This window comes from Asanoa siamensis (assembly GCF_016862555.1).
Classification (GTDB): Bacteria; Actinomycetota; Actinomycetes; order Mycobacteriales; family Micromonosporaceae; genus Asanoa; species Asanoa siamensis.
Window position 1 is genome coordinate 58,413 of sequence record NZ_BONE01000001.1, and the last position, 12,448, is coordinate 70,860.

At 72.6% G+C, this 12,448-nt stretch carries 12 protein-coding genes; 4 read left to right on the forward strand and 8 right to left on the reverse strand.

Features of this window, described 5'->3' with window-relative positions:
* Window positions 1–28: 28 nt before the first annotated feature.
* Together Asi02nite_RS00245 and Asi02nite_RS00250 are read left to right on the forward strand one after the other, a co-directional pair.
* Entirely contained in the window at window positions 29–553 is a 525-nt protein-coding gene (locus tag Asi02nite_RS00245; RefSeq protein ID WP_203710005.1) for an RNA polymerase sigma factor, read from the forward strand.
* Entirely contained in the window at window positions 540–1,751 is a 1,212-nt protein-coding gene (locus tag Asi02nite_RS00250; protein ID WP_203710006.1) for a beta propeller repeat protein, read from the forward strand. The genes Asi02nite_RS00245 and Asi02nite_RS00250 overlap by 14 nt, the downstream gene beginning before the upstream one ends.
* On the opposite strand, the gene Asi02nite_RS00255 is transcribed toward Asi02nite_RS00250, so the two are convergent.
* Complete coding sequence (locus Asi02nite_RS00255) at window positions 1,748–2,779, reverse strand: hemolysin family protein (protein WP_203710007.1); 1,032 nt, start codon at window positions 2,777–2,779, stop codon at window positions 1,748–1,750. The genes Asi02nite_RS00250 and Asi02nite_RS00255 overlap by 4 nt on opposite strands.
* 59 nt (window positions 2,780–2,838) lie before the next feature.
* Between Asi02nite_RS00255 and galK the strand changes: the two genes are divergently transcribed.
* Both galK and Asi02nite_RS00265 read left to right on the forward strand, forming a co-directional pair.
* On the forward strand, window positions 2,839–3,990 hold the full coding sequence (gene galK / locus Asi02nite_RS00260) for a galactokinase (protein WP_203710008.1): 1,152 nt from the start codon (window positions 2,839–2,841) through the stop codon (window positions 3,988–3,990).
* 350 nt (window positions 3,991–4,340) lie between these two features.
* On the forward strand, window positions 4,341–4,889 hold the full coding sequence (locus Asi02nite_RS00265) for a hypothetical protein (protein WP_203710009.1): 549 nt from the start codon (window positions 4,341–4,343) through the stop codon (window positions 4,887–4,889).
* A 264-nt stretch (window positions 4,890–5,153) separates the two neighbouring features.
* On the opposite strand, the gene cysN is transcribed toward Asi02nite_RS00265, so the two are convergent.
* The 7 genes from cysN to Asi02nite_RS00300 all read right to left on the reverse strand — a co-directional run bounded on the left by cysN (window position 5,154) and on the right by Asi02nite_RS00300 (window position 12,431).
* Entirely contained in the window at window positions 5,154–6,446 is a 1,293-nt protein-coding gene (gene cysN, locus Asi02nite_RS00270) for a sulfate adenylyltransferase subunit CysN (RefSeq protein WP_203710010.1), read from the reverse strand.
* A complete protein-coding gene (gene cysD, locus Asi02nite_RS00275) occupies window positions 6,446–7,351 on the reverse strand; it encodes a sulfate adenylyltransferase subunit CysD (RefSeq protein WP_203710011.1) in 906 nt (301 codons plus the stop codon). The genes cysN and cysD overlap by 1 nt, the downstream gene beginning before the upstream one ends.
* 55 nt (window positions 7,352–7,406) lie before the next feature.
* Window positions 7,407–8,195, reverse strand: a complete 789-nt coding sequence (locus Asi02nite_RS00280; RefSeq protein WP_373312097.1) for an inositol monophosphatase family protein — start codon at window positions 8,193–8,195, stop codon at window positions 7,407–7,409.
* Window positions 8,196–8,211: 16 nt separating this feature from the next.
* On the reverse strand, window positions 8,212–9,666 hold the full coding sequence (locus tag Asi02nite_RS00285) for a sugar transferase (protein WP_203710209.1): 1,455 nt from the start codon (window positions 9,664–9,666) through the stop codon (window positions 8,212–8,214).
* Window positions 9,667–9,911: 245 nt separating this feature from the next.
* Window positions 9,912–10,499, reverse strand: a complete 588-nt coding sequence (pth, locus tag Asi02nite_RS00290) for an aminoacyl-tRNA hydrolase (RefSeq protein WP_239126368.1) — start codon at window positions 10,497–10,499, stop codon at window positions 9,912–9,914.
* A gap of 92 nt (window positions 10,500–10,591) precedes the next feature.
* Window positions 10,592–11,248, reverse strand: coding sequence for a 50S ribosomal protein L25/general stress protein Ctc (locus Asi02nite_RS00295; RefSeq protein WP_203710013.1), 657 nt, complete (start codon window positions 11,246–11,248; stop codon window positions 10,592–10,594).
* 202 nt (window positions 11,249–11,450) lie between these two features.
* Complete coding sequence (locus Asi02nite_RS00300; protein WP_203710014.1) at window positions 11,451–12,431, reverse strand: ribose-phosphate diphosphokinase; 981 nt, start codon at window positions 12,429–12,431, stop codon at window positions 11,451–11,453.
* Window positions 12,432–12,448: the final 17 nt, after the last annotated feature.

A 12,448-nucleotide genomic window follows, 5' to 3' on the forward strand; every position in this document is an offset into this window, starting at 1 on the left:
CGACGCCCCGCAGGGGCGTGGATCCTCCATGCCGACTGTCAGTCCAGGCATCGGCGGCACGGTGGAGGAGGTTTACCACGCCTGCTATCGGCGGCTGGTCGCGCAGATCTACGCGTTCACCACTGACCTTACGGAGGCGCAGGACGTGGTGCAGGAGGCGTTCGCCCGGGCGTTGGCCCGGCCGCGGGGTCTCGCCGACGTGGACAACCCGGAGGCGTGGCTGCGCACGGTCGCGGTCAACATCGTCCGCCGCCGCTGGCGACGCCGGAAGCTGCTCGACACGATCCTGCTCCGCGACCGCCCGGTGGCCCGGACCGTCGAGGCGGCGCCGGGCCCCGAGCGGGCCGACCTGCGCGACGCGCTGGCCACGCTGCCACCCCACTTCCGCGAGGTCGTGGTCCTGCACTACTACGCCGACCTGCCGATCGACGAGGTCGCCGCGCTGCTCGGGGTGCCCACCGGCACGGTCAAGTCGCGGCTGTCCCGGGCCCGCACGGCGCTGGCCGGCCGGCTGGACGGCTACCGGACGGAGGTGACCCGTGCCCGATCTTGACTCCCGGCTCGCCCGGTCCCGGGCGGACCTGCTCGACGAGATCGAGCAGCCGCCGCTGGCCACCGTGCGCCGCCGCGCCACCCGGATCCGGCGCCGCCGGGCCGTCACCGCGGGCGCCGCGGCCCTGGCCCTGCTCGGTGTCGTGGCCATCGGCGTCCGCCCGTGGCAGCAGGACACCACGCCGTCCGTCACGGCCACGGACCCGTCGGTCACGGCGCCGGTCTACCGGGGCGGCGGCATCGATATCATCGGCCTGTCCCCCGCGCCGGTCCACGGCCTGAACGGCCCGATCGCCGAGGTGGAGTTCAGCGACGAGGGCGTCGGCATCGCGGCGGCCGGTTGCGACCGGAACTGCCCGCCGCTGGCCCGGACCACCGACGGCGGCCTGTCCTGGTCGTCGGTCGCGCAGTCACCGACCGGCGACGGACCCATGGACGTGATCGCCTTCCCGGCCGGCCACTGGCTTGTGCAGGGCGACCGGTGGTGGTCGTCGCAGACCGGGTCCACCTGGCAGGTCGTCACCCCGCCGCCGGCGACCGACCGCGCGGTGATCGAGCCCGGCGAGCTGCCCCGCGTCGACCAGCCCCTCGGTGCGATCGGAGTGCTGAGCTGGGACCGTGGTCCGCTCGGCCCGCTCGCCACCCAGCCCGGCCTGACTGCCCGCTGGGTGGCCCCGGCCCCCGCGGGCGACGGGGCCTGGTGGGTCGGCGGGCTGGTCGGCACCGCGCCCGCGGTCGCGGTCAGCCGTGACTCGGGCCGCAGCTGGACGACCACGGTGCTGCCCACGCCGGCCGACCCGGCGGAGACGGTGACCGTCAGCACGCTCGGCGTCGAGGTCTACGCGATGGCCCGCAACGGGGCCGGCGAGGTGCTCGGGATCTACCACTCGGCCGACGGCGGGAAGCGGTTCACACCGACCTTCGTGGCCTCGGGCGGCGACAACGCGCCGGCGCCGTTCACGGGCGACCCGGTGCCGCTGCTCGACGGCCGGCTGCTGGTCATCCAGTCGGCCGGGAAACCCAGCTCGTGGTGGGCCAGCGCGGACGACGGGAAGACCTTCATCCCGATCGTGGACCTTCCCGCGGCGAGCTGGATCCGTCGCACGTACGCGGGCTATGTCGCCTACGGCCTCTTCGGCGGCAGCTGGGCGGCCTTCTCGACCGACGGCACGAACTGGCAGAAGCTCCAGCTCAACTAGTCCCGGGCGGTCGCGGTCGACTCGCGGCGGGTGGGCACGACCGGCATCGGGATCGTGGCGATCACCTGGCCGCCGGCGGTCTCGGGATCCGGCGCGGGCGCCGGCGGCGGCGGGTCGATCGCCCGGATGGCCACCCGGGCGACCCGGCGGCCGTCGAGCTCCAGGACCCGCAGCACCCAGCCCTCCTGCGGGACGGCGCCGGGCACGCGCGCCTCGTCGCCGATCCGGGGCACCCGGCCCAGGCTCGCCATCACGTAGCCGCCGACCGTCTCGTACGGCCCGTCCGGCAGCTCGAAGCCCGCCCGCTCGGCGAAGTCGCCGAGGTTGAGCCGCCCGTCGAGGTCGGCGGGGCGACCGGGCACCGGGTCGGGCTCGACGTCGTACTCGTCGTGGATCTCGCCGACCACCTCTTCGATGAGGTCCTCGAGAGTCACTATGCCGGCGGTGCCGCCGTACTCGTCTATCACGACCGCGAGGTGGTGCCGCTCCCGCCGCATCTCGGTGAGCGCGACCAGCACGCGCTTGCTCGCCGGGATCCGCTTCACCTCACGGGTCAGCTCCCGGACCGTCACGTGGCCGTCGCCCTCGGGGCGGATCAGCAGGTCGCGCAGGTGGACGAAGCCGACGACGTCGTCGTGGGTGCCGTCGACCACCGGGTAGCGGGTGTGCGTCTCGGCGCGGACGAGGTCGGCGATCTCGCCCAGCGTCTGCTCCGCCGCGAGGAAGGTCACCTCGGTCCGCGGCCGCATCACCTCGCGGACCATGGTGTCGCGGGCCACCAGCACCTCGTCGATGATCCGGCGTTCGACCGGGTCGAGGCGGGTGCTGGCGGCGACGAGGTCGCGCAGGTCGGCTTCGCTGATCTGCTCACGGCCGGCCGACGGGTCCGCGCCGAGCGCCGCGGTGAGCCCGTCGGCGGTCCGCACGACGAGGCGCGCCAGCCGGCGGGCGACCGGGCCGGGGTTGCGCTGGGGACGCCCCGTCGGAACGCGCCGACGGGGCCCGGCTGTGCCGGGTTGGTCCTGCATGCAGCGATCGTAGACACGTCATGCTCCCCGCGCCGAGCGGTTGTGATGGGATGCAGGCCATGAGTCAGGTCCCCTCCCGCGCCGCAGCGGGTTTCGCCTCCGCTTTCGGCGCCGATCCGGCCGGGCTGTGGGCCGCCCCGGGTCGCGTCAACCTCATCGGTGAGCACACCGATTACAACGACGGGTTCGTGCTCCCCTTCGCGCTGCCGCACCGGGTGGTCGTTGCGGCGGCCGCCGTGCCCACGCCGCGGTGGCGGGTGTGGTCCGAGCAGACCGGCGAGACGGTCGAGTTCGGCGCCGCGGAGGCCGACGAGCCGGGCCGGGTCGAGGGTTGGGCCGGTTACGTCGCGGGCGTGGTGTGGACCTTGAGATCCAAGGGGTACGAGGTGCCCGGCGCCGACCTGGCCGTCGCCTCCGACGTGCCGGCGGGCGCGGGCCTCTCGTCGTCGGCGGCGCTCGAGTCGGCCGTGCTCACCGCCCTCGCCGACCTGGGCGGGTTGGCTCTGCCGGTCGAGGACCGCCCGGGCCTCGCGCAGCGGGCCGAGAACGACTACGTCGGCATGCCCTGCGGGATCATGGACCAGTCGGCGTCGATCCGCGCCGAGGCCGGCCACGCGCTGTTCCTCGACTGCCGCTCGCTGGCCATCGAGCAGATCCCGTTCGACGTCGCGGCCTCGGGGCTGGCCGTGCTGGTCGTCGACACGCAGGCACCACACCGCCACGCGGGCGGCGAGTACGCGAGCCGCCGCCGGGCCTGCGAGGAGGCGGCGGCGCTGCTCGGGGTGCCCGCGCTACGCGACGTCTCGGACCTGGACGCGGCCCTGGAGAAGCTGACCGACGACGTCATGCGCCGCCGGGTCCGGCACGTGGTGACCGAGAACCAGCGGGTCCTCGACACGGTCGACCTGCTGCGCGCGGGCCGCGTGCGGGAGATCGGCCCGCTGCTGACGGCCTCACACGCGTCGATGCGGGATGACTTCGAGATCACGGTGCCGGAGGTCGACCTCGCGGTCTCGACGGCGCTGGCCGCGGGCGCCTACGGGGCGCGCATGACCGGCGGCGGCTTCGGCGGCTGCGTCCTGGCCCTGATCGACGCGACCGAGACCGACCGTGTCGCCGCGGCGGTGGCCGCGGCCTACGCCGAGCGGGGCTTCACGGCCCCGGTCTGGTTCGCGGCCCGCCCGGGCCCGGGCGCGGAACGCATCGAGTGACCACCGCGCGCCGGACACCACTGCTCCTGGCCGCCCCGGCGGCGCCCGGGACGGTGCCCGGCCCGCGCCCGTCGGCAGGACGCGTCGAGTGACTACCACGTGCCGCACACCACTGACCCTGGCCGCCCCGGCGGCCGGGACGGTGCCCGGCCCGCGCCCGTCCGCGGGAGGCGTCCAGTGACCGCGGTGCGGCGGATTCCGCTGACCCTGGCCGTCCTCGTGGTCACGGCGGTGCCCAGCCTGCTGCAGTTCGCCTATCCCGCGGTGCTGACCTCGCTGCAGCGCACGCCCGCGATCCGGGACGGCCAGGTGTGGCGGCTCTTCACGTCGTTGCTCGTGCAGGACGGCGGGTGGTTCGGCGCGATATCCACCTGCTGTTCCTGCTGCTGGTCGGCGCGCTCGCCGAACTGGTGCTGCGGCGCCGGCTCTGGGCGGCCTGCTACTTCGGTTGCGGCCTGGCCGCCGAGGGCATCGCGGTGGTCTGGCAGCCGACGGGCGGCGGCAACTCGATCGCCATCTGTGGCCTGGCCGGCGCCCTGACGATCGCCCTGCTGACGGCGCCGCTCCGGCCCAGCGCCGCCTGGCGCTCGGACGCCACCGGCGCCGAACTGCGCCCGCGCCACCTCTGGCTCCCCGCCGGCGTGGCCTGGTGGACGGTCGCCATCCTCGGCACGCTCTCGGAGGTAGCGCTCTACATCGGCGCGGCAGCGGGCGCGGCGGTCCAGGTCGCCCTGGTGGCAGGCGGCGAACGGGGCCGCGGCAACCGCACACTCGGCCGACTCGTCGCGGTCGGCGCCCTGCTGGTGGCCATAGCGCTGACGGCCCTACGCAACATCCACGGCCCGCCGCTGCTGCTCGGCGCGGCCCTCACCTACGCGGTCTCCCGCCGCCGCCCGTAGCGCACCGCCCCCGCTGGGCGCGGCCCGCCTACGCGGCCCCGCCCCTCGCAGTCAGACACACCTACCACCGCGACAGGGCACGGCCCGCCTCCGCGGTCCCCGCCCTCAAACGCACCCACCCCGGCGGATTGGCGCACGCCCCGCTACGCGGTTTCGCGCCTTTGCCCTGGGCGCGACCCGTCGCGGGCCTGGCAGCGGAGCGAAGCGGAGCGGTCCCTCGCGGGAGGAACGGTCCGCACCCCCGCGGACCCGAGCAGGCAGCCTCTAGGAAGCTTCGACGATCATGCCGGCGGCGACGGTCCGGTTGCTAGATTCGTCGATGAGGATGAATCCGCCCGTCGTGCGGTTGCGGCGGTACTCGTCGGCGAGCAGCGGCGCCGTCGTCCGTAGGCGCAGGCGGCCGATCTCGTTCAGCTTCAGCTCCACCGCTTCCTCGTCGCGGTGCAGTGAGTTGACGTCCAGGCGGTAGTGCAGGTCGCGGACCACCGTGCGGACCGAGCGGGTCGTGTGCTTCAGCGCGTACTTCCCGCCCACCCGCAGCGGCCTGCTCTCGTCCATCCAGCAGATCATCGCCTCGATGTCCTGGGCGACCGCCGGTGCGTTGTTGGGCCGGCAGATCAGGTCGCCGCGGGAGATGTCGATCTCGTCTTCCAACCTGACCGTCACCGACATCGGGGGGAAGGCCTCGGCGACCGGGCCGTCGGCGGTGTCGATCGCGGCGATCCGGCTCGTCAGGCCCGACGGCAGCACCATCACCTCGTCGCCGGGCTTGAGCACGCCCGAGGCCACCTGGCCCGCGTAGCCGCGGTAGTCGGTGACGGTGGTCGACTGCGGGCGGATCACATACTGCACCGGGAAGCGCACGTCGACCAGGTTGCGGTCGGAGGCGATGTGGACGTGCTCCAGGTGGTGCAGCAGCGATGGGCCCTCGTACCACGGCATGTTCTCGGAGCGCGTGGCGATGTTGTCGCCCTTCAGCGCCGAGATCGGGACCACCGTCAGGTCGGGTGCCTCGAGCTTGGCCGCGAACGCGGTGAACTCGTCGGCGATCCGCTCGAAGACCTCCTGCGACCAGTCGACCAGGTCCATCTTGTTGACGCAGAGCACCAGGTGCGGCACCCGCAGCAGGGAGCAGAGGAACGCGTGCCGGCGGGACTGCTCGACCAGGCCCTTGCGGGCGTCGACCAGGATCAGCGCGAGGTCGGCGGTGGACGCACCGGTCACCATGTTGCGGGTGTACTGGATGTGCCCGGGCGTGTCCGCGATGATGAACTTCCGCCGCGGCGTCGCGAAGTAGCGGTAGGCCACGTCGATCGTGATGCCCTGCTCCCGCTCGGCCCGCAGGCCGTCGGTGAGCAGCGCCAGGTTGGTGTATTCGTCGCCGCGGGCCGCGCTGACCGCCTCGACGGCGGCGAGCTGGTCGGTGAACAGCGACTTGGTGTCGTAGAGCAGGCGGCCGATCAGCGTCGACTTGCCGTCGTCGACACTGCCCGCGGTGGCGAACCGGAGCAGGTCCATGGCGCGCTGCTCGGGGGCAGCCAGGGTCGGCGTCGACATCAGAAGTAGCCCTCCCGCTTGCGGTCTTCCATCGCCGCCTCGCTGACCCGGTCGTCGCCGCGGGTCGCGCCGCGTTCGGTGATCCGGGTCGCGGCGACCTCGTCGATCACCTTCTCGACCGTGTCGGCCGAGGACTCCACCGCCGCGGTGCACGAGGCGTCACCGACGGTGCGGTAGCGCACCTTCGCGGTGAACGGCTGCTCGGTGCCGCGCGGCTGGATGAACTGGTTGACGGCGTACAGCATGCCGTCGCGGGAGATCACCTGGCGCTCGTGCGCGTAGTAGATCGACGGCAGGTCGAGCCCCTCCTGCGCGATGTAGTGCCAGACGTCGAGCTCGGTCCAGTTGGACAGCGGGAACACCCGGATCGACTCGCCCGCGTGGTGCCGGCCGTTGTAGAGCCCCCACAGCTCGGGCCGCTGGTTCTTGGGGTCCCACTGGCCGAACTCGTCGCGGAAGCTGAACACCCGCTCCTTGGCCCGGGCCTTCTCCTCGTCGCGCCGGGCGCCCCCGAACAGCGCGTCGAAGCGGTATTTCTCGACCGCGTCGAGCAGCACCGGCGTCTGGATCCGGTTGCGGGTGCCGTCGCCCGACTCGACCACGAGACCCGATTCGAGCGCCTCGGGCACGCTGGCGACCACGAGCTGCAGGCCGAGCTCGGCGACCCGGCGGTCACGGTACTGCAGGACCTCCGGGAAGTTGTGGCCCGTGTCGACGTGCATCACCGGGAACGGGATGCGCGCCGGGGCGAACGCCTTCTCGGCGAGCCGGAGCATCACGATCGAGTCCTTGCCGCCCGAGAAGAGCAGCACGGGTCGCTCCAACTCGGCGACCACCTCGCGCATGACGAAGATGCTCTCCGCCTCGAGCGCCGCGAGGTGGGAGACCCGGTAAGCCGGCGGCATGGAACCCCTTCAAGCAATTGTCTAGTCGGTCACTGGGTTTTTACCCTGGGCGACTCTACCCCGAGATGTGCGCCCGCAACGCCGCGAGCAACCGTGGTGCCAGATCCTTCCGGCAGACCACCAGATCGGGCAGCCGGGGATCGGTCTCGTTGTATTTCAGCGCAGATCCATCGATCCGGGAAGCGTGCAGCCCGGTGGCCGTCGCCACAGCGACGGGTGCCGCGGAGTCCCACTCGTACTGCCCGCCAGCGTGCACGTAGGCGTCCACCTCGCCACCGACGACCGCGGCGATCTTCACCCCGGCCGAGCCCATGGGTACGAGGTCGGCGCCCAGGTCGTCGGCCAGGTCAGCGAGGAACGCCGGGGGTCGGCTGCGGCTCGCGGCCAGCCGCAGCCGCGGCTGCCCACCCATCGGCGGGTACGCGGGCGGGAAGTCGGTGGCCAGCGTCCGGTGCTGGGCCGGGATCGCCACCGCGCCGGCGAGCAGCTTGTGCGGGCTGGTCCCGTGCCGGCCCCAGAGGGCGACGTGCACCGCCCAGTCGTCGCGGCCCTCCTCGCTGAACTCGCGGGTGCCGTCGAGCGGGTCGACGATCCACACGCGGTCGGCGGAGAGCCTGTCGGTGCCGACGGACCGCGCGTCCTTGTCCTCCTCGGAGAGGACGGCGTCGCCCGGCCGCCAGCGGGCCAGTTCGGTCCGCATCAGCTCGTGTGACAGCTTGTCACCGGCCGCCTTCAGCGCGTGCGGGTCGGCGAAGCCGACCTCGGCCCGGGTGCGGAGCAACAGCTCCCCGGCGCGCCCGGCCAGCCAGCGGGCGAACGCACCATCGATCACCGGCGGAGTCATGAGGGGTGTCTCCTCGTCAGTAGGCGCCGCTCGGGCGCACGACGGCGGCCAGGGTGCGCATGAGGATCACCAGGTCGAGGGAGAGCGACCAGTTCTCCACGTAGCGCAGGTCCAACCGGACCGCCTCCTCCCACGGCAGGTCGGACCGGCCCGACACCTGCCACAGCCCGGTCATCCCGGGCTTGACCGCGAGCCTGCGCCGCACGTCGTCGGCGTACTGCGCCACTTCCTGAGGCAGTGGCGGCCGCGGTCCCACCAGCGACATCTGCCCGAGCAGCACGTTGAACAGCTGAGGTAGCTCGTCGAGCGAGAACCGGCGCAGCCGGCGCCCCACGGGGGTGATCCGCGGGTCGTTGCGGATCTTGAAGAGGACGCCGTCGTGCTCGTTGAGGTGTCGCAACTCCGCGAGCCGCGCCTCCGCGTCGAGGTACATGCTGCGGAACTTGTAGATCAGGAACTCCCGGCCGTCGCGACCGGTGCGTACCTGCCGGAAGAGTACCGGGCCGGGCGAGTCGATCCGGATGCAGAGGGCGACCGCCAGCAGGACGGGTGACAGCAGCGCGACCAGCAGCGCGGCGCCCACCCGATCGACGATCTCCTTGACGAACCGGGCGGCACCCTCCAGCCGGGGGTGCTCGACGTGCAGCATCGGCAGCCCGTCGACCGGCCGGATCGTGGTGCGGTCGCCGGCCACGTCGATCAGCGCGTTCGCCAGGATGAGGTCGATCTCGTCGCGCTCCAGCCGCCAGGCGAGCCGGCGCAGCGTCTGCCCGTCGATCTCCGGGCAGGACAGCACGATCACCGTGTCGGCCGCGGAGGCCTCGACAGCGTGCGCCACGTCGTCGAACGTGCCGTGCACCGGCAGGCCGACGTCGCCGTCGTGCTGCGGCGGCAGACAGGCCCCGACCAGCTCGAGCCCGTGGTAGCGCTCGCGGTTGAGCTGCCGGGCGAGGTGGATGACGGCCAGTTCGTGTCCGACGACGATCACCCGGCGGAGGCAGTCACCGCGTTTCCGGGCGCGGTGCAGGCGTTTGCGCAGGGCGAAGCGGACCGTCACGGTGGCGAAGGTGGCCGCGGGCAGGGCGATCAGCACGTACGAGCGGGCGAGCTGGATCTCCAGCGCGTAGGAGACCATCGCGACTCCGGCCACCATCCCGAGGCCGGCCCGGATGACCCGCTGGTACTCGTCGGTGCCGACGAACAGGAACCGCGACTCGTACGCCCGGGCCAGCCCGAGCGCGGCGACCAGCGCGACCGGCAGCAGCGCCGAGAGCACCAGGTAGTCGCGGTTGTAGCTGGTCAGCCCGTCGCCGAAGCGCAGCTCGAAGGCGAGGCCGCCGGCCGCGGCGCCGACCGCCAGGTCGGCGAGGAGCAGGGTGCGCTGGTAGCGCGTCTCCCAGGCGGCCCGCCGGGAGAGCGCGGCGTGCCGGCCGGGGATCCGGCGCAGGAGTCGCCGCCGGGGCGGCGCCATGACCGCGGTGCGGCGGCGGTCCAGGCCTCCGCGTTCTGGGCCGCCGCGTTCCGGGCTCCTGCGGCGTGGCCGGGTCCGGGTCGCGCGCGCGGGCCGGTCGGCGTCGTGCTCCCGGGCCTCGAGACCGCGTTCCATCAGGTCGCGGACGGTCGCGGGGTCGAACCGTCCTCGTTCCACCCACGCCTCCCCGGTTAAGCTCCGCCTAAGACACAACGGGCGGAACCGGGCAGGCGATACGCCCTTGATCAGGATCCGTTATAGGCGTTCTGTGCCCATTCGACGCCTTTCCCGGCGACCGCCTCGGCGACGTCGGCCGCCCGGTCGACCAGGAACTCGAGCTCCTTGCGCTCGGTCGAGGAGAAATCGTTGAGCACGTAGTCGGCCGGGTCCTGCCGGCCGGGCGGGCGGCCGATGCCGAACCGCACCCGGGCGTAGTCCTTGGTGCCCAGCGACTTCGACATCGAGCGCAGGCCGTTGTGGCCGCCCTCGCCGCCGCCGAGCTTGGCGCGGATCTGGCCGTAGGGGATGTCGAGCTCGTCGTGCAGCGCGATGATCTGGCCGGGCGGGACCTTGAAGAACTGCGCCAGCGCGACCGTGGGGCCGCCGGAGAGGTTCATGTAGGTCAGCGGCTTGACGAGGACGAGCCGGGGCCCGCCGAAGCCGAGCCGCCCCTCGGCGACGTCGGCGACCGCGCGGCGGTGCCGGCCGAACTTCGCGCCGATCCGCTCGGCGATCAGGTCGGCGACCATGAAGCCCACGTTGTGACGGTTCTTGGCGTATTCCTTGCCAGGGTTGCCAAGACCCACCACGAGGAAGGGCGCTGTCGCTTGCACGCTTGTCATTCTCCCGGAACACGCAAGTCAGTTGGCGAAAGGCCCCTCCCGGTCGTACCGGAAGGGGCCTTTTCTCGCAGACCAGAGTTTTGTTACTGAGCGGCCGCGGCCGGCTCCTCGCTCGCCGCGGCGGGAGCCTCACCCTCGGCGCCTTCGCCCTCGGCCGCCTCGCCCTCGGCAGTCTCGCCCTCGAGCGCCTCGGCGCTCGGCGCGACGCTGATCACGGCGATGGTGGTCTCGGGGTCGGCCACGAGCTCCGTGCCGTCCGGCAGGGTGACGTCGGCGGCGGTGACCTTCGAACCGGCCTCGAGGCCCTCGATCGAGACCTCGAAGTGGTCCGGCAGCCGGGTGGCGTCGGCGCTGACCGAGAGCGTGTCGCTCTCGTGCACGACCAGCGTGCCGGGCGCGGCGTCGCCGGTCAGCTGCACCGGGATGTCGACGGTGACCTTCTCGCCGCGGCGGACGAGCAGCAGGTCGATGTGCTCGAAAGTGTCCTTGACCGGGTCGCGCTGGATCGCCTTCGGCAGCGCCAGCGCCTGGGTGCCGTCGCTGACCTCGATCGCGAAGAGCTGGTTGGCGCCACCGTGGCGGATCGCGGCGGCGAACTCACGCGCGGGAAGCGCGATGTGCTTGGGCTGCTCGCCGTGGCCGTAGAGCACGGCGGGCACGAGGCCGGCACGGCGCGTGCGGCGGGCACCACCCTTGCCGAACTCGGTGCGGGGCTCGGCGGCGATCTTTACCTCGGACACGGGAGAACTCCTGGATCTTGGTCTGGGCTGCGTGCAATCGGCGGCGGTGCCGGGCGAAGGAGGCGCGCGGGGCTGGCCCGGACACCGCGTCGATGACGGTGCCCGTGAGCTGCGTTGAGAACCAGCCGGGGTCACCCTCGCCGTGGCAACCTCACTACTCTACCCGAGCCGGTCGGGCACCTTACCGCCGGGTGCGACCGTTTTAGCTCAACCCGCCGAACAGAGTGGTCACGGAACCGTCGTCGAAGACCTCGCGGATGGCCCGGGCCAGCAGCGGGGCGATCGAGAGCGAGGTGATCTTGTCGAGGCGCTTCTCGGGCGGCAGCGGCAGCGTGTTGGTCACCACGACCTCGCTGATCCGGCTGTTCTTGAGGCGCTCGGTCGCCGGGTCGGAGAGCAGCGCGTGCGTCGCCGCCACCACGACGTCGGCGGCGCCGCTGTCGTGCAGGATCTCGGCGGCCTTGCAGATGGTGCTGCCGGTGTCGATCATGTCGTCGACGATCAGGCAGACCCGGCCCTCGACGTCGCCGACCACCCGGTTGGCGACGACCTGGTTGGGCTTGAGCGGGTCGCGGGTCTTGTGGATGAACGCCAGCGGGCAGCCGCCCAGCCGGTCGGTCCAGCGCTCCGCCACCCGGACGCGGCCCGAGTCGGGCGCGACCACGGTCATCGGCCGGCCCGCGTACTTCCGCTCGACGTAACCCGCCAGGGTGTCCATCGCGAACAGGTGGTCGACCGGGCCGTCGAAGAAGCCCTGGATCTGCGCGGTGTGCAGGTCGACCGTCAGGATCCGGTTGGCGCCCGCCTGCTTGAGCAGGTCGGCCACCAGCCGCGCGGAGATCGGCTCGCGCCCGCGGTGCTTCTTGTCCTGCCGGGCGTACGGGTAGAAGGGCAGGACGACGGTGATCCGCTTGGCCGAGCCGCGCTTGAGCGCGTCGACCATGATCAGCGTCTCCATCACCCATTTGTTGACGCCCTCGCCGGCGGACTGCACGACGAAGGCGTCGGAGCCCCGGACGGACTCGCGGTAACGGACGAAGATCTCGCCGTTGGCGAACTCGTACGCGTCGGTCGGCGTCGGCGCCACGCCGAGCACCTCGCCGATCTCGGTGACCAGCTCGGGGAAACCCCGGCCGGAGAAGAGCATCAGGCTCTTGCGGTTTTCGGCGACGATGCTGCCCATGGGTGAGGCGCTCCGTG

Excerpts from the sequence above, each read along its gene's own strand:
- galK (WP_203710008.1), top strand. The coding sequence starts at position 2,839 with ATGAGTCAGGTCCCCTCCCGCGCCGCAGCGGGTTTCGCCTCCGCTTTC.
- Asi02nite_RS00280 (WP_373312097.1), bottom strand. The coding sequence starts at position 8,195 with ATGACTCCGCCGGTGATCGATGGTGCGTTCGCCCGCTGGCTGGCCGGG.
- cysN (WP_203710010.1), bottom strand. The coding sequence starts at position 6,446 with ATGTCGACGCCGACCCTGGCTGCCCCCGAGCAGCGCGCCATGGACCTG.
- Asi02nite_RS00255 (WP_203710007.1), bottom strand. The coding sequence starts at position 2,779 with ATGCAGGACCAACCCGGCACAGCCGGGCCCCGTCGGCGCGTTCCGACG.
- Asi02nite_RS00245 (WP_203710005.1), top strand. The coding sequence starts at position 29 with ATGCCGACTGTCAGTCCAGGCATCGGCGGCACGGTGGAGGAGGTTTAC.
- Asi02nite_RS00285 (WP_203710209.1), bottom strand. The coding sequence starts at position 9,666 with ATGGCGCCGCCCCGGCGGCGACTCCTGCGCCGGATCCCCGGCCGGCAC.
- cysD (WP_203710011.1), bottom strand. The coding sequence starts at position 7,351 with ATGCCGCCGGCTTACCGGGTCTCCCACCTCGCGGCGCTCGAGGCGGAG.
- Asi02nite_RS00300 (WP_203710014.1), bottom strand. The coding sequence starts at position 12,431 with ATGGGCAGCATCGTCGCCGAAAACCGCAAGAGCCTGATGCTCTTCTCC.